The sequence below is a fragment of the Kocuria sp. APC 4018 genome (genome assembly GCF_030407675.1).
Lineage (GTDB): Bacteria > Actinomycetota > Actinomycetes > Actinomycetales > Micrococcaceae > Kocuria > Kocuria rhizophila.
The window spans coordinates 1-24,135 of sequence record NZ_JASDCY010000041.1 but is presented as its reverse complement, the minus strand read 5'-3'; the positions used below and the strand labels follow the sequence as shown (position 1 = coordinate 24,135).

Sequence of the window (24,135 nt, the reverse complement as noted above, 5' to 3'; positions counted from 1 at the left end):
GCCTGCCCTGCCGCCCCGTTGACCGTCCCGGATCCCACCGTGCCCCGCCCGGCCCAGCCCATGCACACTCCCCTGCTGGTCGGCCACCGCGGCGCGGCCGGCACCGCCCCCGAGAACACCGTGTGCGCATTCCGGCAGGCCCGTTCTTCCCGCGCGGACTTCTTCGAACTGGACGTCCAGCTCTCCGCGGACGGAGTGCCGTTCGCGTTCCACGACGACACCCCTGCCCGCACGACCGACGCGGCCAAGGTCTTCCCTGGCCGCGAGCGCGACCCGATCACCTCCTTCACGTGGGCGGAGCTGCAGCGCCTCGAGGTGGGCTCGCACTTCTCCGCCTCGTTCCACGGCGAGAGGATCCCGCACCTGGACGACGCCGCCGCGGTCGCCGGGGACCGGATCGGCGTATTTATCGAGGTCAAGTCGCCCGAGAACTCGCCGGGCATCGAGCAGGTCCTGGCCGACGCGCTGCAGCGCAAGCCCGAGTGGCAGCCACTGGTACGAGACGGTCGGGTGGAGGTCCTGGGCTACGACGCCGCCTCCAACCGGGCGTTCGCGGCGCTGGCCCCGGAGATCCCCCTGCAGCAGCTGGCGGACGAGGTGCCCGCAGCCGCGGAGCTGGGCGAGATCGCCGGCTACGCGCACGCGGTGGGCATCGAGTACCGACCGCTGGACGCCGCGGCCGTGCAACGGGTCAAGGCCGCGGGCCTCAGCGTGGGCGTGTACACCGTGGACTCCCCGGACGCCTACGACCGGATGGTGGCACTCGGGGTGGACCGGATCACCGGGGACTTCCCTGTGCAGCTGGCCCGCCACGTGCAGGGATCCGAACCGTTCCCCGACAACGAGGGTCTGCGCGTGGTGGGCGCGACCGGCCAGGACCCGGACCAGCAACCGCGCCACTGCACCCGCGGGCACGTGGTCCTCCACAACACCTCGCCGCACCCGGTGGACGCCTCCGGCTACAGCATCCGGGCCTCCCGGGGCCACAGCATGACCGTGGGCCGGGGGTGTGTGCTGGCGCCGGGCCAGCAGCTGCACCTCCACACGGGACCGGGCACGCACAGCTCGGACACCACCGACCAGCAGCCGGACGCTGATCTCCCGGACCACGTGGGTGACTCCGTGGCCCTGTGGTCACCCCGGGGCGTCCTGCAGGACACGTTCGCACGCTGAGCCCTGGCCCGTCCTCCCCGGGATGGCGCCGAGGCGCGAGCGGTCTCGCCCCGGCCGCCCCGCGAACGGTTCGAACCCGGTGGCATTGCCCGGCGTGACTCCGCCCGCGTCCGACCCGCCTCAGTCCGAGAGGAGCAGCGAGAGCCCACGTTCCAGAGCGCCCTCGACGCCGCGACGCACGGGATCCGGCGCGTTGAGGCAGTCCAGCGTCAGCCCGTTCACCAGGGCCGTGACCAGAGGCGCGGCGGTCTCCGGGCTCAACCCGTCGCGGAGCACGCCGTCCTCCTGCGCCCGGGTCAGCGCCTGGCGCACGAGCGCTTGGAACGTGCGCATCTCGTGCCAGTACAGCTCGGCCAGCCAGTCCCGCGTGGAGGCCGCGGCGCCAAAGCTGACCCAGACGGCCGCGTCCTCATCGCGCACCCCCTCCCCCGGCAGCAGCTCGCGCAGGGTGCGCGTGAGTGACGCGCGGTGACCCGGTTGACCGCGAGCGGCCATGACGCGCTGCGTCTGCCGCTCCACGGAACGCTCCAGGGCCGCGACCAGGAGGTCCTTGCGGGTTCTGTAGTGGTACTGCACGGTCCCCGCGGACAGCCCGGACTCCTGTGCCACGCTGCGCACACTCACCACGTCGAATCCGCGGTGGGCGATCACCGTGATCGCCGCCTCCGCAATGCGCTGGCGACTCGGCGCACCGTCACCCGACGTCTGCTGCTCCGGCATCTTCCCACCACCTCTCGTACAAGTGTATGGTCAGGGTAGTTCATACGATCGTACGGGAGGGTCGCGCATGGGTGATCTCCTGGCTCTGACCGGACTGGCCCTGCTGGACAGCATGAGCCTGGGGACGCTGGTGATCCCCATCGTCCTGGTGCTCTCCCGGCGGCGCGTGGACGTGGTGCCCCTGGTGATCTACTTCGCCACCGTGGTGCTGATCTACTTCGCGCTCGGCGTGGCCATCGCCCTGGGCTTCGATCTGGTCTCCGGCGTGGCCGGCAGAGTCTGGGACAGCGAACCCGCCCAGTGGTTCAAGCTGATTGCGGGCGTGGGCCTGCTCGCGTTCGGGATCCTGGCGCCCAATCCGACCACGCGGGAGACACGCCGCCAGACCCCGCGTTCCCTGAACCCCGGAGCCATGATCGCCCTGGGCGGCGGAGCCGCGCTCACGGAAGCGGCCACGATGGTGCCGTACCTCGCCGCGAACGGAATCATCACGGCAATGCCCATCGGCTGGCCCTCACGTCTTGCCCTGCTCGCGGGGTACTGCCTGGTGATGGTGCTGCCAGCCGTGATCCTGCTCGTCTGCGCCCTCATCCTGGGCGATCGGATCTGGCCCCGCCTGGAGAAACTCGTCCCCGTCCTCGAAAGGGAAGCAAAGATCACGCTCCTGTGGGTTGCCGGGCTCGTGGGGTTCTGGATGGCGGCCACGGGATTCGCGGAACTCGATCTCGGCAGGTGAACGCTCAGGCGTGATGCGCTCTTTCTCCTGACCACGGGTTGGGCGGCAGGTCTCCAGGCACACCGGCCCGGGTTCCACGGTGTGATGTGGCATACTCTCGGGCAGACGGCGTGAACCGACGCCCAGCCCGCGCACGGACCCCAGCTCCGGCGCCCCGGCGAAGGGGAGAAGATCCTCGGTTCCTCGAACTGCTGTCCGTCCTCGTCCCGCCGGGCGATCACGCTGGGGGTGCATGGCCCGGTCCAGGTACGAGATGACTCACCACAGCGACTTCAAACAACTGGTCCGCGCCCGCATGCGCGCCACCGGTCAGCCCTACACCGCGGCCCGCGCCGACCTCCTGCGAAAGAACGACGCCGCCGCCCCACCTCCCAGCCCCGCGCTGCCTCCCAGCTCCGCGCCGTCGGTTCCGGACGCAGCATCCGAGCAGTGGCAGCGTGCCGAGGCCGAGCACCGCAGGGCCCTCGGCCGGTTCCTCCACGACGGCCGGGTGGTCTCCGTCCCGGCCCGCCGCAAGGCCCGCGTGCACGTGCTGCTGCACCTGCTCTCGCTGTTCTCCGCGGGGCACACGTACACGGAACCCGAGGTGAACGACGTCCTCCGCCCCGTGGTCGAGGACTGGGCGTTCTGGCGCCGCGAACTCGTGGAGTACGGCTACCTGCAGCGTGACGCCGGGCGCTACTGGCTCCCGGAGGAGGTGCCCGAGCGCACGGCCAACATGCAGCAGGAGGCCCCCGCGTGGGAGGCCCTGTGGCTGCCCACGCACCTGGGGGACCGCCGCGCGTGACGGGCGCGCCCACACGCCACGGCCTCCGACTCACGGTGCTGCTGGCGGGCCTGCTGCTGTCCTCGTGCGGGGACGACGTCGCCGCGGTCGCCTTCTCCCTGCGCGCCGCCCAGGCGGGTTCCCCGCAGCTGCTCTCCGCGATCCTGCTGGCGCAGGCCATTCCGTCCCTCGCCCTGGGACTGTTCGGCGGCGTGCTTGCGGACCGCTCACTGCGCTGGTGGTGGTGGCCCGCCTCCCTGGTGGTCCAGGCGGGACTGTTCGGCCTCATGGCCGTGGCCCGGCAGGATGTCGTGGTCGTGGGATGCGTTGCGGCGGCCAGTTCGGTCGCGGCTCTCACCGGACCCGTGGCGAACAAGCTCATCGCGGTGCACAGCCGGGACCACCAGCGCACGGGCGGGCACCTGGCCACCGTCAACGGGCTGTCCCAGGCCCTCGGTGCGGCACTCGGGGGTGTGGCGTTCGGGGTCGGCGGGATCGCGCCACTGCTGCTGGTCAACGCCGCCACGTTCCTGGCCCTGGCCGCCGTCGCCCTCGGCGTCACCGGCCGCACCCCCGTCCCCCTGGACACTTCCCGCGAACGCGGCGTGTGGCTCGGCTTCCGACGCCTCGCGGCCCCCGGGGCGTTCGGGATCGCCGGACTGGTGCTGCTGAGATGGACCGTGTTCGCCACATCGCTCGAAGGGGTGGCCGGGGTGTTCGCCCTCACCGGCCCCGCGGGGTGGACCGCCGCGGCGGTAGGTCTCGCGTGGGGACTGTGGGGGCTCGGAGTCGTTCTCGGTGGGCAGCTCGCGGGCCGCGCACCCGGCACGACGACGCCGCTGCTCGTCACCGGCGCCGCCACCATGGGTGCCGTGTTCCTCGCGCTCGCCGTGTTCCTGCCCGGTGCGCCGTGGGGCGTGCCCCTGTTCCTGGCGGGCGGTGCCGCCAACGGGGCCTTCAACGCGGCCGTGTCCCGCACCATCCTGGACGCCGTCCCGGTCACGGAGCAGGCACGGTGCTGGGCCGCGTACCGTTGGATCGTGACACTCTGCCTGGTCACCGGGTACGCGGCAGGTGGCGCGTTCGGTGTCGAGCACGGCGTCCTGGCCCTCGGACTCTCCGGGGCGCTCGCGCTCTCCGGCGCCGCGGTGCGGGTGCTCAGGGGTGCGTGGCCTCGACCGGTGCGGTGAGCACCGCACGGCCCATGGAACGGTGGCCGGGACGGAGCTCGCACGAGACCGCACGAATCGTGCGCGAGGCCAGCGGGCGGCGTCGTTCCGGCCGACTCAAGCGCACCACGGCACGAGAGAGGGAGCCCATGGAACAGCGCGTGTTCGACTCGCACCTGCACATCATCGACCCTGCCCATCCCCTGGTGGAGAACCGCGGGTACCTGCCCGAGCCGTTCACCGTGGCGGACTACCGGCGGCGCGTCAGCGGTCTCGGGATCGCGGGCGGGGCGGTGGTCTCGGGGGCGTTCCAGGGCTTCGACCAGGGGTACCTGATCGAGGCGCTGCGCGCGCTCGGCCCCGGGTTCGTGGGCGTCACCCAGCTCCCCGCGGACGCCGACGACGCCCGGATCCTCGATCTCGACCGCGCGGGAGTGCGGGCGGTGCGGTTCAACGTGGCCCGCGGCGGGTCTGCTGACCTGGACGACCTCGAACGGCTGGCCCGGCGCGTTCACGAGCTGGCCGGCTGGCACGCGGAGTTCTACATCGACGCGCGCAGCATCGACGAGACGCTCTCACGGCGCATTGCCGCGCTGCCCGCGGCGAGCATCGACCACCTGGGGATGCACGAGGACGGGCTGCCCGCGCTGCTGCGGCTCGTGGAGCGCAGCGTGAAGGTCAAGGCCACCGGCTTCGGCCGTGCCCACCTGGATCCCGCCGCGGTGGTGCGCGCGATCGTGGACGTGGACCCCACCGCGCTCATGGTCGGCACGGATCTGCCCTCCACCCGGGCGGAGCGGCCGTTCCGGGACGAGGATCTTCGGGTGATCGAGGGGGCTGTTCCTGCGGAGCACGTGGAGAACGTGTTCTGGGCCAACGCGGCCCGGTTCTACCTGGGCTCGGGCACCGGTGGCCACCGGGCGGAGTAGGTCCAGGCACCAGCGCTGCGCGCCGACCGCTCCCGTCACAGGGCTACGACCGGTGCTGGAGCCCGTGGCGGCGCATGCTTCGTACCCTAAAGTAACTTTCATGCGAGACGCCCAGAGCACCCCCGTGCGCATCGAGAGCCTGTCCGTCCCCGTGGGATCCGAGACCGTGGTCGGCACGGTGTGGCTGCCCGCGAAGGAACCTAGCGGCGTCGTCGTGGTGCACCCGGCCACCGCGACCCCGGAACGGTTCTACAGGGCGTTCGCCGAGTACGTGGTGGGGCGCGGACTCGCCGCCGTGACCTACGACTACCGCGGCACCGGGCGCTCGGGCGATCCCCGTGAGCACAGGCACCTGCGCATGCGGGATTGGATGGGCGGTGACGTGCCCGCGGTCGCCGCCTGGGCGCGTGCCCGGTTCCCGGACCTGCCGGTGACGGCGGTGGGCCACAGCATCGGTGGGCACGCCATGGTGCTGGGACAGGGCCTCGAGGCGCTCGACAGGTTCGCCATCGTGTCCTCCCACGTGGCGGACACCCGCACGGTGACCCCCGCGAAGGAGAAGCTGCGCGTGGCTGCGATGCTCCACGTGGTGGGTCCCGCGATCAGCCGAACTCTGGGGTACATGCCCGGTAGGAAGCTCGGGATCGGCGAGGACATTCCCGCGGCAGCCATGATCGAGTGGGGCACGTGGGCTCGCCACCGGGGCTACTTCTTCGACGACCCGTCCATGGACGCCCCGGCCCGGGCCGCGTCGGTGACGCAACACGTCCTGGCCCTGGGCGCCTCGGATGACTCCTGGGCGAGCCCGGCGCAGATGACGGCGCTGACCGCACGGCTCACGTCCGCGACCGTGGAGCACCGCACGTACGCTCCCGAGCAGCTGGGGGTCGCGCGGATCGGCCACCACGGCCTGCTCCGCCGCGCAGTGGGCGAGGCCGTGTGGCCCGAGCTCCTGGACTGGCTCACCGCGCCTCGTTCGTGAGGCGGTGACACCGGGTCACCCGGTGGGCGCGGAGGCATCCGTCTCCGCGAGGGGACGCAGGTGCGGGACCGGCGGTGCGGCGTCGTCGTCCCCCGGGCGCAGCACGTCCGGCTCCTTCTGCACATGAGCCAGCGTGGCTCGAGGTGTGCGGAGCCAGTATGGCGCGCGGCGCCCACCCTGCAACAGGGTGGGCGCCGCGAGGCCGGTGTGGCGTGTGGGTGGCTCAGACCATGGTGAGCCCGAACGTCCACACGCACATCACCGCAAGCATGCCCAGGCTGTACATGAGCGAACCGCGCATGATCTCCGCCTCGCGGCCGTTGAGGCCCACGGCACCCGCCGCGATCGCGATGGACTGCGGGGAGATCACCTTGGCAGTGGTGCCGCCGGCCGTGTTGGTGCCCACCAGCAGGGCCGGGCTGGCCCCGATGCCCTCCGCGGTGGCCACCTGCAGCGGCGCGAACAGCGTGTTGTTGTTGACCACGGAGCCGGTGAGGAACACCCCGATCCAGCCGATGATGGGCGCGAACAGCGGGAAGATCGGCCCGGCAGCGGCGAGCGCGGTGCCCATGGCGGTGGAGCCGCCGGAGTAGTTGGCGATGTTCGCGAGCATGAGGATCACGGCGATCAGCACGATGGCCGGGCCCAGCGCCTTGAGCGCGCCGCGCAGCTCCTCCACGAGCTCCTTCACGTGCAGCTGCGGGGTGGTGAAGAAGGTGATGAGAACCGCGATCAGGATGGCGGTGCCGGTGGCGCCCAGGATGGAGAAGGTCCAGGTGGCGTTCACCACGGTGCCCGCGGCGGTGGTCACGTGGCCGGTCAGTCCGGGCATGGGCACCTTGAGGGTGGTGAACCCGAGGGCACCCTTGGTGAACAGGTGCTGCACGGCGGGAATGGACCACACGAGGATCACGCCGGTGAGGATGTAGAACGGGCTCCAGGCGCGCACCACCTCTCCGAGGGGGTGGCTGGCCTCCGCGGTCTCGGGGGCCTCAGGCGCGCGGGACACCCGGCGCGGGGACCACACGTGGCACAGCGCGAACAGGGACACCATGGCCAGCAGACCGGCGGCGAGGTCCGCGAGCTCGGGGCCCATGAACCACAGCAGTCCGCCCTGCACCAGGCAGAACACCGCGGAGGACACGAGCGCCGGGAGCCAGGTCTCGCGCAGGCCGCGCAGGCCGTCCACCATCCACACCAGCAGGAACGGCACCAGGAACGTGAGCGGCTGCAGCAGGATCACCATGGCCCGGGAGAGGTCCTGCACCTCCATGCCGGTGACCTGGGCGCCCACGAGCACGGGGACACCGATCGCTCCGTAGGCACCCGCCGCCACGTTGGCCACGAGGCACAGCACCGCGGCGCGGACGGGCGGGAAGCCCAGCTGCACGAGCAGCGCGGCGCAGATCGCAATGGGCACGCCGAACCCGGCCACGCCCTCCAGGAACGCGCCGAACGCGAAGGCGATGAGCAGCACCTGGATCCGCTGGTCAGCGGACACCCCCGCGATCGAGGAGCGGATGATGTCGAAACGCCCCGAGCGCACGCTCAGCCGGTACAGCCACACGGCCATCACGATGATGTACGCGATGGGCCACAGCGCGGTGAGCAGGCCCAGCAGACCGGCCCCCGCCACGGCGGTCACGGGCATGTGGAACACGAACAGCGCCACAAGCACCTGCACCACCAGGGCGATGACACCCGACTTCAGGCCCGTGAGCTTGAAGAGCATCATGCACGCGAGGAACACGACAATGGGAATGGCGGCCACCAGGGCGGTCAGGGGCAGGCTGCCCAGGGTGTCGAGCGATTGGGTCCACATGGCGTCCTCCACGACGTCCGGCGAGTGGGCGGGTTGAGACCCAGGCCGCCGACGACGCCGCTGGGCACCCCCGGTCGCTCACGGTCGGGCAGGCGCGCCGCGGGGTGGATCGGGAGCCGCGCAGACTCCTGCCCCACCGTCCACGGCGCCCTACCACAACGCCTTGATCACGGGCTCAACGCTAGTCCTGCGGGGGCCGTTTGATGCCTGGCCACCCCGAGAAAATCGCCAAGTGTGAGGCAATACACCCGCCGGTGAGATCAGGGACGCACGGGCTCCTCGCCCCGGACCGTGGGTTCCGGGAGGTACACCTGTCCCCCGGCGGCGAGGAACTCCTGGCTCTTGCGCTGCATCCCGGCGATCGCGGCCTGGTTCTCCGCGCTGCCGTAGGTGTCCCGGATGTCCTGGGAGATGCGCATGGAGCAGAACTTGGGCCCGCACATCGAGCAGAAGTGGGCGGTCTTGGCGGGCTCGGCGGGCAGGGTCTCGTCGTGGTACTCCTGCGCGGTCACCGGGTCCAGCCCCAGCCCGAACTGGTCCCGCCAGCGGAACTCGAAGCGTGCCTTGGACAGCGCGTCGTCGCGTTCCGTGGCGCCCGGGTGGCCCTTGGCGATGTCCGCGGCGTGGGCGGCGATCTTGTAGGTGATCACGCCGGTCTTGACGTCGTCTCGGTTGGGCAGGCCCAGGTGCTCCTTGGGGGTCACGTAGCACAGCATCGCGGTGCCGTAGCGAGCGATCTCCGTGGCACCGATCGCGGAAGTGATGTGGTCGTAGCCGGGAGCGATGTCCGTGGCGAGCGGGCCCAGGGTGTAGAACGGGGCGCCGTCGCACAGCTCCTGCTGGCGCTCCACGTTCTCGCGGATCTTGTGCAGCGGGATGTGGCCGGGACCCTCCACCATCACCTGCACGTCGTGCTCCCACGCGCGCTTGGTCAGCTCGGCGAGGGTGTCCAGCTCGGCGAACTGGGCGGCGTCGTTGGCGTCCGCGATGGAGCCGGGGCGCAGGCCGTCGCCCAGGGAGAACGCGACGTCGTACTGCGCGAAGATCTCGCACAGCTCGTCGAAGTGCGTGTAGAGGAAGTTCTCCCGGTGGTGCGCCAGGCACCAGCCGGCCATGATCGACCCGCCGCGCGAGACGATCCCGGTGACGCGCTCGGCGGTCAGCGGCACGTAGCGCAGCAGCACGCCCGCGTGGACCGTCATGTAGTCCACGCCCTGCTCGCACTGCTCGATCACGGTGTCCCGGTAGATCTCCCACGTGAGCGCGTTGGCGTCCCCGTCCACCTTCTCGAGCGCCTGGTAGATGGGCACGGTGCCGATGGGTATCGGGGAGTTGCGCAGGATCCACTCGCGCGTGGTGTGGATGTCGTTGCCCGTGGAGAGGTCCATGAGCGTGTCCGCGCCCCACTTGGCGGCCCACTCCAGCTTGGCCACCTCCTCGCTGATGGAGCTGGTCACCGCCGAGTTGCCGATGTTCGCGTTCACCTTCACCAGGAACTTCCGCCCGATGACCATGGGCTCGGACTCCGGGTGGTTCACGTTCAGCGGGATCACCGCGCGCCCGGCGGCCACCTCCTGGCGCACCAGTTCCACGTCGCACTGCTCCCGCAGCGCCACGAAACGCATCTCCGGGGTCACGACGCCGCGGCGCGCGTAGTGCATCTGGGTCACGCACCTGCCGGGCCGGGCCCGCCGGGGCTCCGGCTTCCTCCCCCGCCACTGCTGGGACGGTACACCGCGGCGCACGGCGCTGCGGCCGTCGTCCTCGAGCTTGAGGCCGCGGGCCTCGTAGACCTCGGTGTCGTCCCGCTCCTCGATCCACGGCGCCCGCCAGGGCTCCAGCCCCTCCTCCGGGACGCTGCCCGGGCCCATCGTGCGGTACACCTGCAGCGGGTGGTTGGGTGTGCCGTCCGGGGCGTCCAGCTGGTGGATCTCCGTGACGGGCACCTGGATGCCGTGCTCCGTGTCCTCCAGCCACGCCAGGCGGTGGGACTCGTGCTGCTCGGTCTGCTGGATGGTCTTGTCCCCGGGGGCGTCCTGTAGGCCGTTCTCCGTGGAGGTCTCGGACGTCGCAGAGGTCTCGGGGGCAGATGTGCTGGGGGTGTGCGAAGGCAAGGCCGTTCCTCACTTCCTACGCCGGTACGAGCCGGTTCAGGTTCGACGGTCCCGGGCAGCACTGGCCCGATCTCAGCCCCCGCGTCTGGGGCTCCCGTGTGGACGGTCACATGTCTAGCACACATCCGGCGGTGAGAGGGCGACCCCGCAGCATTCCCTTGGCTGGCCTCTTGCCGCCGTGATCGCGGCCCGTCCACGGCGCCGCCACGCCCGTGGCAGTATCGTGGCGCGCGAGGCGGGTCGTGCGGTCCTGATCGCGCCGTCCTGCCCGTGCCTCAGCATCCCCCTGACCAAAGGCTTGTCCCCCATGGCCCTGACCGTCCGCAAGAAGCGCTTCATCGGGCGCATGATCGGGCACGCCACCAACCCGGTGCGGGTGCACTGGCGGACCTGGCGCCGTCAGGAGCAGCGTCACACCATCGGTGGCGTGGAGATCGTGCTGCCACCGGAGCACAATCTCCCCTACTACCAGCGCCGGGATCCCACGTACGACGCGTACGCCATCGACCTGCTCGCCCGGCTCGCGGCCGGGAACCGGCACGTCGCGGTCATCGACGTGGGGGCGAACGTGGGAGACACCGCGGCCGCCGTCCTCGCTTCGGACCCACGGAGCTCGGTGATCAGCGTCGAAGGTGATCCAATGTTCCTCGGCTACCTGGCCCGCAACCTGGCTGCGCACGCCGAGCGCGCCACCGTGGTGGAGGGGTTCGTGGGACCGGTGGGCACGCGGGTGTCCTTCAGCCGCGCCGGCTCCACGGGCGGGTTCCAGCCGGAGGAGGGCGCCGGCGGGCACGCCGTCGAGGACTGGGTCTCCCCCGCATCGCTGCTGGCCATGCCCGCCCCCGAGGACCTGGTGGTGTGGAAGAGCGACATCGACGGCTTCGACATCCACGTGTTGGTGCACCACTGGGACGCCATCGACTCCCGCTGCGACGTCCTGTGGTTCGAGTACGACTCACCGCGCACCCTGGGTGACCGCGCCGACGACGAGCGCCTGATCCGGGCCCTGGCTGCGAGCGGTCGCACGCTTCTCGTCCACGACAACCTGGGCCGCCGCATGGTGCAGCTGCCGCCCGGTGACAGCACTGGGCTGCGCACGCTCTCCCGCTGGCTGCACGAGCAGGTGGACGGTCACGTGGTGGTTCCATACCTCGACGTGTGGGCCCTGTCCCCTGAAGCGGTTCAGCTTCTCCAGTGCGACTGAATCGACGACCGAAAACGATCCCGAGAATTGCTCAGACTGCTGATAAACAGGCGCAGTGCACTGACCATTGACGCGTCGACAATTACGCGGGAAATACGCTGACCCGCCCGCCCCATTCGCCGTCTTTCGCAGCTCCCAGGAGTAGCGTGAAACACGTACCTGACGACTTCAAAGACTGCGGTTCAGGCACTGACGAGGGGCGATCATGACGGCAACTGTGCACCGAGACCACCGGACATCTTCCACACCGGGCAGACGCCTGCCGGTGTCGAACTTCGCGGCGAAAACCACGATGGCCGTCACCGGACTCATTTTTGTGGGATTCGTGTTCGTCCACATGTACGGCAACCTGCACATCTACCGCGGGCAGGAAGAATTCGACCACTACGCGCACTGGCTGCGCGAGATCGCCATGCCGCTGCTGCCCTACTCGGGCATGCTGTGGATCCTGCGGGTGGTCCTGCTGGTCAGCCTGGCGCTGCACCTCGGGTGCGGCCTGCTGCTGTGGACCCGCGCCCGCCGCGCCCGTGGGGCGTTCCCCCGCAAGGGCCTCCGGCGTCCGGACGCACTGATGGCGCGCTACATGCTGGGCACCGGCATCGTCATCCTGCTGTTCGTGATCTTCCACATCCTCGACCTCACCCTGGGGGCGCCACCGGCCGCCACCGGCTCGTTCGAGGCCGGCTCGGCGTACGCCAACCTCGTCGCCAGCTTCCAGCGCCCCGTGGTCGCGGCGTTCTACATGCTCACGATGCTGGTGCTCACCGCCCACGTGGCCCACGGCACGTGGACCGCCGCCAACGACCTCGGTGCCACGGGCAGGCGGCTGCGCCAGGTCGCCGCCTGGGTGGCCGGGCTGGTGGCGATCGCCATCTGCGTGGGCAACGTGACCATCCCCCTCATGGTTCTGCTGGGAGTGATTCAGTGATGACGGCATCCACGCAGGCCCAGGCCCTGCTCGACGAGCTCCGCACGGTGGGTTCGGACCTGCCAGGGCTGCAGGCGGAGGTCCCCGCGTCCCAGATCTGGGCGGACCGGCGGCTGCACTACCGCCTGGTCTCCCCGCTGAACCGCCGCAAGTTCACGGTCATCGTGGTGGGCACCGGTCTCGCGGGGGCGGGCGCCGCCGCGGCCCTCGGGGAGCTCGGGTACAACGTGGAGTCCTTCACGTTCCACGACGCCCCGCGGCGAGCGCACTCGGTGGCGGCCCAGGGCGGCATCAACGCGGCCCGCGCCCGCAAGGTGGACAACGACTCCGTGGCCCGGTTCGTGAAGGACACCGTCAAGGGCGGTGACTTCCGGGGCCGCGAGGCGGATGCCTGGCGCCTGGCCGAGGAGAGCGTGCGGGTGATCGACCACATGAACGCGATCGGCGCCCCGTTCGCCCGCGAGTACGGCGGCCAGCTGGCCACCCGCTCGTTCGGTGGCGTGCAGGTCTCCCGCACGTACTACACCCGGGGGCAGACCGGCCAGCAGCTGCAGGTGGCCGCCGCCCAGGCACTGCTGCGGCAGGTCTCCACGGGGCAGGTGAACCTGCACACCCGCACGGAGATGCTGGACCTGATCGTCGCGGACGGCCGCGCCCAGGGCATCGTGGTGCGCGATCTCATCACGGGAAAGATCTCCGCGGTCACCGGCGACGCCGTGGTGCTGGCCACCGGCGGCTACGGCAACGTGTACTACCGCTCCACGCTGGCCAAGAACTCGAACGTGACGGCCGCGTTCCGGGCCCACCGGCGCGGGGCGCTGTTCGCCAACCCGTGCTTCATCCAGTTCCACCCCACGGCACTTCCCGTCTCCAGCGAGTGGCAGTCCAAGACCACGCTGATGAGCGAGTCCCTGCGCAACGACGGCCGCATCTGGGTGCCCGTGCAGCCCGGGGACGAGCGCGCGCCCAAAGACATCCCCGAGGACGAGCGCGACTACTACCTGGAACGCCGGTACCCGGCCTACGGCAACCTCACGCCCCGCGACGTCGCCAGCCGGGCGGCGCGCACCGAGATCGACGCGGGCCGCGGCGTCGGGCCCCTGAAGAACTCCGTGTACCTGGACTTCCGGGACGCGATCGAGCGGCTCGGAAAGAAGGTGATTGCCGAGCGCTACGGCAACCTCTTCGAGATGTACTCGGACGCCACCGGCGAGGACCCGTACGAGCAGCCCATGCGCATTGCACCCGGCGCGCACTTCGCCATGGGCGGACTGTGGAGCGACTACGACATGATGACGTCGGTCCCCGGCCTGTTCGTGGGCGGCGAGGCCGGCTGGGGCTACCACGGGGCCAACCGCCTGGGCGCCAACTCGCTGCTCTCGGCGTGCGTGGACGGCTGGTTCACGCTCCCCTACTCGGTGCCGAACTACCTGGCCCCGCTGCTGGGCCAGGAGAAGCTGTCGGTGGACGACGACGTCGTGCGGGCCGCGGTGGCCGAGGCCGAGGCGGGCGTGCAGGCGCTGATCGACATCGGCGGCACCCAGGGCCCGGAGCGCTTCCACCGCCGCCTGGGCGACCTGCTCTACGCGAAGTGCGGGGTCACGCGCTCCGCTGAGGGCCTCGCCGAGGGCCTGGAGGGCATCCGCGCGCTGCGCGAGGAGTTCTGGACGGACCTGCGCGTCCAGGGCCGCCCGGACGGCTTCAACCAGGAGCTCGAACGGGCCGGCCGGGTGGCCGACTACCTGGACATGGCCGAGCTCATGTGCCTGGACGCGCTGGACCGGGACGAGTCCTGCGGGGCGCACTTCCGGGACGAGCACCAGACCGAGGGCGGCGAGGCCCAGCGCGACGACGCCCACTGGCTCTTCGCCTCGGCGTGGGAACGTACCGTGTCCGGCCGCGCCGCTGCGCCCGGTCCGCGCTACGTGCGGCACCAGGAGCACCTGGAGTTCCCGAGCGTCCCGCCCGAGACCCGCGACTACCGATGAGAGGACCATCCTCATGAAACTCACGCTGAAAGTCTGGCGGCAGGAGTCCGGCGCCGAGGGCGGGCACTTCGAGGAGTACCCGCTGGAGGACGTGGGGCCCGAGTTCTCGCTGCTCGAGGCGCTCGACAAGCTCAACGACGACCTCGTGGCCCGCGGCGAGGACCCTGTGGCGTTCGACTCGGACTGCCGCGAGGGCATCTGCGGTGCGTGCGGCGTCACCGTGGACGGCAGGCCCCACGGCCCCCAGGAGAAGACGCCGTCCTGCCGGCAGCACCTGCGCTCCTTCGAGGACGGCGCCACCGTGCAGCTCGAACCGTTCCGCAGCGGCGCGTTCCCCGTGGTCAAGGACCTCGCAGTGGACCGCAGCGCGCTGGACCGGGTGATCGAGGCCGGTGGTTTCGTGTCCACCTCCGTGGGCACCGCCCCGGACGCGGACGCCATTCCCGTGACCCACGAATCCGCGGAGTGGGCCCTGGACCTGGCCGCGTGCATCGGCTGCGGTGCGTGCGTGGCGGCGTGCCCCAACGGCTCCGCCCAGCTGTTCGCCGGATCCAAGACCATGCACCTGGCCACGCTGCCCTCCAGCCAGAAGGAGCGCAGCCGCCGGGCCAAGGGCATCACGCGCGCCGCCGAGGAGGAGTTCGGCCCGTGCTCGGTCTACGGCGAGTGCGCGGAGGTGTGCCCCGCGGGCATCCCGATCACCGCGATCGCGGGGCTCAACCGGGAGAAGCTGCGGCAGGTGCTGCGAAACAAGGACGACTGACCCGGCCGCTTTCCCCAACAGACGACGACGCTCGGTGCCCCTGGGAGGGCACCGAGCGTCGTCGTGCTGGGCGGGTTTGCGGGGCGGACTACATGGCGAGGTCGCCGAGGATCCACATCCAGCCGCTGCCCACCACGGTCCAGATGATGATGATGGCCACGGACATGATGAAGGCGACCTTGAACCACTCGGAGACCTTGACGTACCCGGAGCCGTAGACCACCCCGGACGGGCCCGAGGCGTAGTGGCTGATGGCGCCGAAGAGGTTGCCGATGTAGCCGAGGGCGAGGGCCGCGAACATCGGCGGCGCGCCGGCGGTGATGGCCGCGCCCAGGAACACGCCGTACATGGCGACGATCTGCGCGGTGTTGGAGGCGAACATGTAGTGCGCGTAGAAGTAGACGAGCGCCAGGATGGCAAAGGCAACAGCCCAGGGCATGCCGCCGACAGCGCCGGAGACCACCGAGCCGATCCAGGTGATGACGCCCAGGTTGTTCAGGTTCTCCGCCATGCCCACCAGGACCGCGAAGAAGATCAGGGTGTTCCAGGCGGAGCCGTTCTTGGCCATGTCGTTCCAGGTGAGCACCTTGGTCACCAGCAGCACCGCGATGCCGACAAAGGCCGCCGTGGTGGCGTTGACACCGATGGCCGTGCCGAAGACCCACAGCAGCAGGAGCAGCACGAACGTGGCCGCCATGATGATCTCACCGCGAGTCATGGACCCCATCTTCTGCAGCTCGCTGCGGGCCATGGTGGGTGCTTCCGGCGTGCTCTTGAGCGTGGGCGGGTAGACCTTCATGAGCAGCCACGGGACCACCGCCAGGCTCACGAGGCCGGGGATCAGCGCGGCCAGGGCCCACTGGCCCCAGGAGATGTGAACGCCGAGCTTCTCGGCGGAGGCCACGGCCAGCGGGTTGCCGGCCATGGCGGTGATGAACATGGCGCTGGTGATCACGTTGACGTGGGCGGCGGTGAACGTGAGGTAGGAGCCGAGCTTCCTGCGGGACTCGTCGGTGTCCGGGGTGGAGCCCTGTACCTCCGCGACGGAGCGGACGATCGGGTAGATCACGCCGCCGGCGCGGGCCGTGTTGGACGGCGTTGCCGGTGCGAGCAGAAGGTCCGTGACGGCCATGCCGTAGGCGATGCCCAGGGGCGACTTGCCCAGCACGGACAGAAACATCAGGGCGATCCGGCGGCCCAGCCCGGTGAGCAGGAATCCGTCCGCGATGAAGAACGCCGCGACGATGAGCAGCACGGCAGAGTTGGAGAAGCCGCTCAGTGCCTCCCCGCTCTTGACATCCATGGCGCCGGTGATCATGGCCGTGGCCAGACCGATGAGCGCCACCGACGGGGTGGGCAGGGGCTGCAGGATAAGCCCCAGGATGGTTGCGACGAAGATGCCGAGCATGTGCATGCCGCGGGGGTCCACGCCCTCCGGCGCGGGGATGAAGAAGATCACCGCCCCCACGAGGAGCATGAGCCCGAACTTCCAGAGCATGGAGACGGTACCCCGACTCATGGTTCTGGATTCGTGGGTGGAATCAACCTGATGGCCGGACATTTCTGCCTCCGAGTGTCGCTCCGGTATGAGACTCTTCTCCCCTCAATTTTAGGCCCGTGGCCAGCGAAAATACGGCTCCCCGGTCATGTGGAGGCGACCGGTCTGGTGATTCACGTCACCATTCATCGGGTGACCATAGGCAGGGGGTCAAAGGCCGGATGCGGGTCGGTTTTCAACCGCCCGTAGGTGTCGACGTCGAGACGTTCTCCGTCCACCAGGAATTTCTGGCGCTGGGTGCCTTCCTTGACGAAACCAGCTCTTCTCGCGACGACGCCGGAGGCCGGGTTGTTGACGCGGTGGCCGAGTTCGAGGCGCTCCAGTCTGCGCTCCGCGAGGGCCCACTCGGCGATCGCGGCCGCGGCACGGCTCATGACTCCCCTGCCGCGCGCCCGGTCGGTCATCCAGTACCAGAACCAGCCGTTCCTGTTGTCCTCGTCCACCGTGACGCAGACGAGGCCGATCAGTGCATCCGAGTCCACGATGGCCCACGGTTCATGGGAAGAGTCTGTGCTCACAAGGCGGGCGACGTACGCCGACGCTTCCTCGACCGAAGTGACCACGCCTTGACGGGCCATATCGGGGTTGGAGGCGAAAGCCTGGTGAACAGCAGGGGCGTCCGCCTGTCGCAATCTGCGAAGGAACAGGGCTTCATCGGGCACGGCAACATTCCTCACCAGTCAATGGTCGGACAAGCCTCGCGGGCTTCCCAGAGATGCTCCTTGGACGACGGCAGTAAAGTCACCTGGCACAGTCGATCCGAACAACGACCGTTCAGCCCGGCTCAGTAGTGGTATCGAGCCTGCAAGATCACGAGATCCTCACCAGTCACGAGGTAGACGAGCCGGTGCTCTTCGTTGATGCGCCGCGACCACGAGCCCCGCGCCCCGTACTTCAACTGCTCCGGCTTGCCGATGCCCTCGAACGGCTCGCGCAGGCAGGCATCGATGAGCAGGTTGATCCGCTTGAGGATTCTCCGGTCGGCGGTCTGCCAGTACGTGTAGTCCTCCCAGGCGGCCTCGTCCCAGACCAGCCGCATTCAGACGTCCCGAGCCTGGCTGACCGACTCGTCGGAACGGTCGAGCTCGTGGACCTGGGTCTTCCCGACACGGGCACGATCGTAGGCGTCGAGAAGCCTGCGGGCGTTCGACGGCGACCGGAACAGGTAGGCGGTCTCCTGCCACGCCGCGTACTCGTCGGCGGGCATGAGCACCGCGTTGCCCTTCCGAGAGACGATCTCGATGGCTTCTTGGTCCTCGTTCACGCGCTCGATGAGCGGGAAGAGAGTCTTGCGGGCCTCGCTTGCGCTGATGGACATGGAGTACCTTCCCTACGTCGACTGGTACCAGTTTATGGTACCAGTCCACATCCTGGCGTGGTCCGCATGACGACGATCAGGCATGGGCTTCCTTCACTGGGGACGTTGCCGACGCCCTCAGACAATTCGGCTCAGGCTGCTTCGTTCCTCAGGGGCCAAACAGGGCCAGGGGCACCACGGCGATACCGTCCCTCCGCCGATAAGCAGTTGGACCTGTCGTGATGATCAGACCATCCACAAAACGTGATCCCAGCTGGTCGCGCAACCAGCGCAGGTGCTTGCCGTCGGAGTCACTAACAGCTGCCGCGAGTTTTACCTCAATGCCGACGACTCCGCCGTCGGCCCGCACGACCACGAGGTCCACCTCGTGGTCGCCGTTGCGCGTCCGCAGGTGTGCAATGTCGGCCTCCGCTGCCTGCGCGGCGACACGAACGCACAGTGTAGCCAGCGACTCAAAAAGCATTCCCAGCATGGAACCCGCCTGGGGACGAAGTGGCTCCCCTTTGCCGCCCAGCAGTGCGTCGGCGCCCAGGCCGAGGAGGCGAGCTGCCAGAGCAGGATCGGCCAGGTGGTGCTTCGGAGCCTGCCCGAGGCGAGTCATCGGACTGCCGGTCGGGGTCCAGGCCGGCACAGGGTCGAGAAGCCACAACGAGGCGAGCACCTGGCGGTAGGACTCGGTGGTCGCCCGTGCCGGCTTGTCGCTGTGACCAGGGGTCGCCGCATCGAGAATCTGGGAGTAGCTCGCCGTCGTCGAAGTGGCGGAAGCATACGCTCGCAGCCAGGCCATCATGGCCCCCGGGCGACGGACCGCCAGGCCCTGCTCTGGCACGTCGCGCTCCACAGCATTGCGCAGGTAGGAGTCGAGCTGAAAGCTCCGGGCGCGGGAGCTCAAGCCGCGCATCCCCGGAAAACCCGAGGCGACGATTTCCTCCACGTATTCGGGCAGCCCCATTGTGGACTCACCCTGGATGGCATCACGTCCGGCCAGAACAGCAGCAAGGCTCACGGTCGGTGTAACCAGACCACGCTCCGCGAGCGTCATGGGACGCATGCGCAGGCGGCCGATCCGACCGGCTCCCGAGTGCTGCACGGTCCCGTCCTGCGGACTCGCGCTGCCGGTCAGAAGAAACTGTCCGCCTGCGGCGTCCTCATCCACAGCACGGCGAACAACGTCCCACACCTCCGGTACCTTCTGCCACTAATCGACGAGGAGCGGACGCGGGCGGCGGAGAATGATCTGCGGATCCGCTGCGACAGGCTCGCGAACGGCTTTAGAGTCCAGCTTCACCAGCCCAGCCGCCCGTTGTTCCGCCGTCGTGGTCTTGCCTATGGCCTTGGGGCCGTCCAGCGCGAGGGCCGCCACCTGGCAAAGAGATCATCCAGCTCGAGGTCCACGACGCGACGGGTGTACGACGCGGCTTAATTATACCATTAGCAGGTGTCGAACTAGACAAAACGCATGGCCTGAACTCAACAGAACGCCGCCAGGTTGGCACTGAACTGGCCGCCTTAACGGACATCGCGCCCTGGCCCGCCGGGTGCGAGGCTCACACATCCGTCGTTCGAGCAATTCAGACCCAGGCTCCGCTGCTCCAACATCACTCGCCCGGCCAAGGATGGGGCAAGCCCCGCAACGCTCCAGCGGGGGACAGTCCTCACGCTGGAACGGAAGTCGTTTACGCTCCAAAGACAGTTCAGCTCACACGTTGAACCTGAACTCCACCGCGTTCCGCAGCCGAATAACCTCTGGACCCAGCGATCTGCCAGGAGTTCAGAGTGCGCCGTCCATGAAACTGCCTCGCACACCCACTCTGGACGAAAGTTGACCGCAGGTACGCCAGTAGACACTGGGGCCTACCCCCGGTTCGTGGACACGGGGGTAGGCCCCAGTTGCTTAGACACCACCCATCGTGCAGTTTAGAGGCCCATTCCTTCGTCCCCGATCGGTGACTACCCCTAGGCCCCATCGGCCAGTTGTTCGCCCCCGCCGGTCGAATGGCGTGCGAGGCGTCGGTGCCTGATCGTCGCCCCCCTCGCTTGGTAGGCTGGATTACTCCCTGTCATTGATGATGCGGCTGAAGACGCGAGCCGGACGCACATCTTTTCGATACCGCCAGCAGACCCGAAACTAGGAGCTTCCCGTGCGCCTCACCCATGTCAGAATCAAGAATTTTCGCGCCCATAGTAACACCGAGCTCCCCTTACCCCAGCTCGGGTGCCTCATTGGCGAGAATAACGCAGGGAAGTCGTCCGTGCTCCATGCGATCCAGTACGTCCTAGAAGACAGGAAGCTCAGCGCCGAGGATTTCCGGAACCCAGAACTTCCGGCGAGCGTCGAACTAAGCATCGAGGGGATCGACGAGGAAGATCTTCGAAGGGTGAACGAGACGCATCGAGACCGGGTACGCGAAATGCTCAAGGACGGTGTGCTCACGATCGTTCGCACGCAGGAAATCGACGGGAAAGCCGAATCTAGGTACTTGAAGCCTGGCCCGAGAGACCCGTCATGGAGCCAAGAATCACTGGCTTCGACCATCAAAGGAAAGAAGGGTGCTCAGCTCCGTCAAGCGGCCGTCGAATTACTGCCCCCGATGGAAGACGCACTACCCCCAGCGCCGTCTCAGCAGCAGGTCAAAGACGCGTGGACTAAACTGGTCGAGCAGCTTCCACCCGAGGAACTAGAAGAGAGACCCACCGCATACCCCACGGGCATCGCACAGTCCGTCAAGCCGCTCCTCCCGTCCGTGATCTACATCGAAGCCGTGAAGGATGCCTCCGTGGAGGCGAAATCTACCGGGTCGTCAGCCTTTAGCAAGCTTCTCGAACTGCTCTTCGATGAAGTAGCGGACCAGTTCAGCGACATCAACGATCAGTTCCGCTCCGTGTATCAGAAACTCAACCGTTCTCTGAATGACGACGGCTTGGAAGTCGACGCCCGACTTGAGGCCGTCCAACGCATTGAATCGACGATCGAAGAGTTCGTCCGCGCGAGCTTTCCCGGCGTCTCACTCCGCATGGACGTGCCCGCACCGACGCTATCCATGCTGCTATCCGGTGCCGAGCTACGCATCGACGACGGGCACGAGGGCTCCATTTCCAGCAAGGGCGATGGCCTCAAACGGACTGTCCTATTTGCCCTGCTCCGAGCGTACGCAAGCATTCGGAGCACCGGCCTGAGCGACGATACGCGATCAGAATCCCCGCGCCCCTCTTATGTCCTGCTCTTCGAAGAGCCGGAGCTCTACCTGCACCCCCGTGCTCAGCGCCAGCTTATGGCGGCCCTGGGCACCTTCTCGAACGAGCACCAGGTGCTGGTCACGACCCATTCTCCAGGGTTCTTCCGCCCTGGGACGGAGGGCTTCGCCCGGCTCCAGAAGACCGATGATGGGGTAACCGCGCACCCCGTTGACCTCACGATCGGTCATCGGGACGCCTACCAGATCGTGCAACACGAGAACAACGAAGCCGCATTCTTTGCGCAGCGCGTCGTCCTGGTCGAAGGTGACAGCGACACTTTCACCTATCCACATCTGGCGCGACTGATCAATCAGGACTGGGACGACATCGACAAGAACATCATGTTCGTCAAGATCGACGGCAAGGGGAACATCAACCGCTACAGGGAGTTCTTCTCCAGCTTCAAGATCCCGATCCATGTCATCACCGACTTGGATGCCCTCGTGCGCGGCTTTGAGCAACTGACCCGAGATGCGGAGACCCGATCCGCGCACTCGAGGCTGATGGGACTGATCAGCGAAATGATCTCTGATACTAGCGAGCCTAATAGCAAGACAGTGCGAAGCATCACCAGTCGCCGAAATAACAGAGAGCTGTGGTCTGCCGCGCAGTCCCACCTGTCTAATTGGCGCGACGCTCCTAGCGATAACACCGCCCGACTCCTGGATGAGACGCTGAGCGAGCTCTTCGACGCTGGCAATGGTGATGCCAAGTTGAACGAACTCGCAAATCCGTCCTCGAGGGAGATCTCTTCTGCACGCGACACCGTAATCTCGTCTCTCGCCGAAGAGAATGTATTCGTTCTGCGCCGGGGCGACCTCGAGACCTACTGCCGGACGAACGCGGGCAGAGACAAGGTCGCCACGGCAATTGAGTTCTGTGAGAGAACCACAAATCTTGAAGCTCTACGCGAACTCCATGCCGAAGATGCTGACGATGTAGTGCAGGAACTCCAAGGCATATTCTCTAGGATATACAACTGATGCGACACCCAGAAACTTCATTGTTTGGCTCCCATTTCGAGATGTTAGGCGGCGATTCGAAAGCTCAGCACATCCATAACCGAATAGCCTTCGGGATAGACCAGCGACCAGACGCGCACGGCCACGATACCGCCGTCGTCGCATCCAGCCTTCACGAACCGCATGAATTACCGGGTGATCGCGATCAAGTGCCCGCAGTAATCTGAATCTCTGCGCCATCGGCTACTAGCTAGCCGAACCCCCAGCAATCGAGTCGACATCCTCCATCTTGCCGTGACGATGATCATTCGGCACAGTGCCGGAAACTCCACCTTGCGCAACTCGAACGCACTCACTCTAAGGATTTCGCTGATGCACTTGTCGAAAGGACTGGCAGCGGGATGATGCCCATGGGCGGCCACCTGATCAATATCATGAAGCACGGGTCAATTCACACCACCACGGTACAAATCACCTGGTCTCGGACACAGCGATCACCGTCCGCGGCAGTTCGTCGACAAGGCCTCGACTACACGTTGAACCTAAATTCAACCGAGTTCCGGTACCGAGCAACCTCTGGGTAGAAATTGCACCACATTTCTGCCCGCAGCCCCCGAAGACTTCTACGCGGCAGAGACTGTCAGGACGTGCATGTCGCGCGAGGTTCAGGCAGCGGCTTCACCATGATCAGACAGGGGGTACCTTCGCCCCAGAGCGCAGTCTCCTCTAGCGCAAGGAAGCCCCACCGTTCATAGAAGTGACGAGTGCGCGCATATCCAAGATCCGGGTGCGAGGCTCCCAGGGTCTTCACCTGCAACAGCCGCACCCCACGGCGAACAGCATCATCTTCGACGGCCCTGAGCATTGCCGTACCGACACCGGCCCCATGGACCGATCGGTCAACGACGGTCAGGTGCACTTCGGCGACATGCGGAAAGTGGCGATCGATCAGCGTTACGCCAACAACCATCCCCTCGGCGTCACGGACTGTCCATGTCTCTTTGGAACGAGCGGCTTCGATGTACTCCTCGTTGGACTCCGGCTGCGCGAACCATTCGGGGACCGTGCCGAGCAACCTCGCGACGTCCTCAGGTACCTGCCGGTCGAGCGCAGCAATCCATTCGGTGCTGCTCATGCGACCTTCAGAGGCGTGATCGCAGCGACCTTGTCACGCAAAGTCCTGCGCTCGATCCGCAGCTCATAGTTCGACTGCAAGTTCATCCAGAGCTCCTCGGATGTCCCGAAATACCGCGCCAGGCGAATCGCGGTGTCTGCCGTGATGCCTCTTTTCCCGTGCACGATCTCGTTGATCCGGCGCAGTGGCACACCGATAGACACAGCCAACTTGTTCGGTGTTGCTCCGAAGCCCTTGATGAAATCCTCCATCAGGATCTCCCCTGGGTGGATCGGATCAATGAGGTCACTCTCTGTCTCAGTGATAGTCGACGAGTTCGACATTTTCAGCTCCTTGTTCGTTCCAGACGAAACAGATACGCCACTGCTTGTTCACACGGACACTGTGTTGACCTAGGCGGTCGCCGCCGAGCCGTTCCAAGTGATTGCCCGGTGGGCCACTCGGTCGACGCACTTCACGTTGTGCTCATGCCAGATGCGACCAGGCTATAACGACGTCCGCCGATAACGCTATACGTTTAAACGGAACTCCAGCACAATCCGCCACGTACGGAAGGGACTGCCGCACCGATAGGTGACCTCTGATCTGGCTTGCCCACTGGGCGGCCTGGAAGGATGTGCACCATGCCCGC

The 24,135-nt window shown here is 67.7% G+C and carries 22 protein-coding genes and 1 riboswitch; of the genes, 11 read left to right on the top strand and 11 right to left on the bottom strand.

The annotated features are described in order from the left end of the window. Nucleotides 1–1,173 (top strand): glycerophosphodiester phosphodiesterase family protein (locus QL985_RS08405; protein WP_290147721.1); only part of this gene is annotated, 1,173 nt, incomplete at its 5' end. Nucleotides 1,174–1,293: 120 nt separating this feature from the next. Here QL985_RS08405 and QL985_RS08400 read toward each other — a convergent pair. Continuing rightward, nucleotides 1,294–1,893: a TetR/AcrR family transcriptional regulator gene (locus tag QL985_RS08400; RefSeq protein ID WP_019309543.1), complete on the bottom strand. Its 600-nt coding sequence runs from the start codon at nt 1,891–1,893 to the stop codon at nt 1,294–1,296. A gap of 67 nt (nt 1,894–1,960) precedes the next feature. Here QL985_RS08400 and QL985_RS08395 point away from each other — a divergent pair, with 67 nt between their 5' ends. The 5 genes from QL985_RS08395 to QL985_RS08375 all read left to right on the top strand — a co-directional run bounded on the left by QL985_RS08395 (nt 1,961) and on the right by QL985_RS08375 (nt 6,475). Continuing rightward, nucleotides 1,961–2,629, top strand: a complete 669-nt coding sequence (locus tag QL985_RS08395) for a GAP family protein (protein WP_019309544.1) — start codon at nt 1,961–1,963, stop codon at nt 2,627–2,629. A gap of 253 nt (nt 2,630–2,882) precedes the next feature. Continuing rightward, complete coding sequence (locus tag QL985_RS08390; RefSeq protein WP_102613229.1) at nt 2,883–3,416, top strand: DUF2087 domain-containing protein; 534 nt, start codon at nt 2,883–2,885, stop codon at nt 3,414–3,416. Further along, complete coding sequence (locus QL985_RS08385; RefSeq protein WP_183085945.1) at nt 3,413–4,585, top strand: MFS transporter; 1,173 nt, start codon at nt 3,413–3,415, stop codon at nt 4,583–4,585. Before QL985_RS08390 ends, QL985_RS08385 begins: the two co-directional genes overlap by 4 nt. Before the next feature lie 128 nt (nt 4,586–4,713). Continuing rightward, complete coding sequence (locus QL985_RS08380) at nt 4,714–5,493, top strand: amidohydrolase family protein (RefSeq protein WP_102613231.1); 780 nt, start codon at nt 4,714–4,716, stop codon at nt 5,491–5,493. A gap of 100 nt (nt 5,494–5,593) precedes the next feature. Further along, nucleotides 5,594–6,475 carry an alpha/beta hydrolase gene (locus QL985_RS08375; protein WP_290147719.1) on the top strand — a complete coding sequence of 294 codons (882 nt, stop codon included), beginning with the start codon at nt 5,594–5,596 and terminating at the stop codon, nt 6,473–6,475. 223 nt (nt 6,476–6,698) lie between these two features. Here the strand turns inward: QL985_RS08375 and QL985_RS08370 are convergent, their stop codons facing one another. Next, nucleotides 6,699–8,297: an L-lactate permease gene (locus QL985_RS08370; RefSeq protein ID WP_019309550.1), complete on the bottom strand. Its 1,599-nt coding sequence runs from the start codon at nt 8,295–8,297 to the stop codon at nt 6,699–6,701. 260 nt (nt 8,298–8,557) lie between these two features. Beyond that, complete coding sequence (gene thiC, locus QL985_RS08365) at nt 8,558–10,312, bottom strand: phosphomethylpyrimidine synthase ThiC (protein WP_223246063.1); 1,755 nt, start codon at nt 10,310–10,312, stop codon at nt 8,558–8,560. Between the two features lie 95 nt (nt 10,313–10,407). Further along, a riboswitch (TPP riboswitch) is annotated at nt 10,408–10,519 on the bottom strand. Between the two features lie 199 nt (nt 10,520–10,718). Here thiC and QL985_RS08360 point away from each other — a divergent pair. From QL985_RS08360 to QL985_RS08345, 4 genes are all read left to right on the top strand, one after another. Beyond that, nucleotides 10,719–11,615, top strand: coding sequence for a hypothetical protein (locus QL985_RS08360; RefSeq protein ID WP_102613234.1), 897 nt, complete (start codon nt 10,719–10,721; stop codon nt 11,613–11,615). Nucleotides 11,616–11,820: 205 nt separating this feature from the next. Next, complete coding sequence (locus tag QL985_RS08355) at nt 11,821–12,543, top strand: succinate dehydrogenase cytochrome b subunit (protein ID WP_290147718.1); 723 nt, start codon at nt 11,821–11,823, stop codon at nt 12,541–12,543. Further along, on the top strand, nt 12,543–14,531 hold the full coding sequence (locus QL985_RS08350) for a fumarate reductase/succinate dehydrogenase flavoprotein subunit (protein WP_290147717.1): 1,989 nt from the start codon (nt 12,543–12,545) through the stop codon (nt 14,529–14,531). The genes QL985_RS08355 and QL985_RS08350 overlap by 1 nt, the downstream gene beginning before the upstream one ends. Nucleotides 14,532–14,544: 13 nt before the next feature. After that, entirely contained in the window at nt 14,545–15,294 is a 750-nt protein-coding gene (locus tag QL985_RS08345; protein WP_058955256.1) for a succinate dehydrogenase/fumarate reductase iron-sulfur subunit, read from the top strand. Nucleotides 15,295–15,382: 88 nt separating this feature from the next. Here QL985_RS08345 and QL985_RS08340 read toward each other — a convergent pair whose 3' ends face one another. The 5 genes from QL985_RS08340 to QL985_RS08320 all read right to left on the bottom strand — a co-directional run bounded on the left by QL985_RS08340 (nt 15,383) and on the right by QL985_RS08320 (nt 19,350). After that, nucleotides 15,383–16,813 (bottom strand): anion permease, encoded by a 1,431-nt coding sequence (locus tag QL985_RS08340; protein ID WP_290147716.1) that lies wholly within the window; start codon nt 16,811–16,813, stop codon nt 15,383–15,385. A gap of 164 nt (nt 16,814–16,977) precedes the next feature. Continuing rightward, entirely contained in the window at nt 16,978–17,514 is a 537-nt protein-coding gene (locus tag QL985_RS08335) for a GNAT family protein (RefSeq protein WP_290147715.1), read from the bottom strand. Nucleotides 17,515–17,636: 122 nt separating this feature from the next. Next, entirely contained in the window at nt 17,637–17,891 is a 255-nt protein-coding gene (locus QL985_RS08330) for a Txe/YoeB family addiction module toxin (protein ID WP_035965439.1), read from the bottom strand. Further along, nucleotides 17,892–18,170: a type II toxin-antitoxin system prevent-host-death family antitoxin gene (locus QL985_RS08325; protein ID WP_121030168.1), complete on the bottom strand. Its 279-nt coding sequence runs from the start codon at nt 18,168–18,170 to the stop codon at nt 17,892–17,894. Nucleotides 18,171–18,318: 148 nt separating this feature from the next. Next, complete coding sequence (locus QL985_RS08320) at nt 18,319–19,350, bottom strand: DUF4143 domain-containing protein (RefSeq protein ID WP_356765622.1); 1,032 nt, start codon at nt 19,348–19,350, stop codon at nt 18,319–18,321. A gap of 961 nt (nt 19,351–20,311) precedes the next feature. On the opposite strand from QL985_RS08320, the gene QL985_RS08315 reads away from it, so the two are divergent. Further along, the gene (locus tag QL985_RS08315; RefSeq protein ID WP_082698308.1) at nt 20,312–22,390 is read left to right on the top strand and encodes an AAA family ATPase; all 2,079 of its coding nucleotides are present in this window, start codon (nt 20,312–20,314) and stop codon (nt 22,388–22,390) included. A gap of 619 nt (nt 22,391–23,009) precedes the next feature. Here the strand turns inward: QL985_RS08315 and QL985_RS08310 are convergent. The 3 genes from QL985_RS08310 to QL985_RS08300 are packed head-to-tail and all read right to left on the bottom strand — an operon-like array spanning nt 23,010 to nt 23,957. Continuing rightward, nucleotides 23,010–23,504 (bottom strand): GNAT family N-acetyltransferase, encoded by a 495-nt coding sequence (locus tag QL985_RS08310; protein ID WP_012397796.1) that lies wholly within the window; start codon nt 23,502–23,504, stop codon nt 23,010–23,012. After that, the gene (locus QL985_RS08305) at nt 23,501–23,827 is read right to left on the bottom strand and encodes a HigA family addiction module antitoxin (RefSeq protein WP_012397795.1); all 327 of its coding nucleotides are present in this window, start codon (nt 23,825–23,827) and stop codon (nt 23,501–23,503) included. The genes QL985_RS08310 and QL985_RS08305 overlap by 4 nt, the downstream gene beginning before the upstream one ends. Next, on the bottom strand, nt 23,802–23,957 hold the full coding sequence (locus QL985_RS08300; RefSeq protein ID WP_290147714.1) for a type II toxin-antitoxin system RelE/ParE family toxin: 156 nt from the start codon (nt 23,955–23,957) through the stop codon (nt 23,802–23,804). The genes QL985_RS08305 and QL985_RS08300 overlap by 26 nt, the downstream gene beginning before the upstream one ends. Nucleotides 23,958–24,135 lie beyond the last annotated feature (178 nt).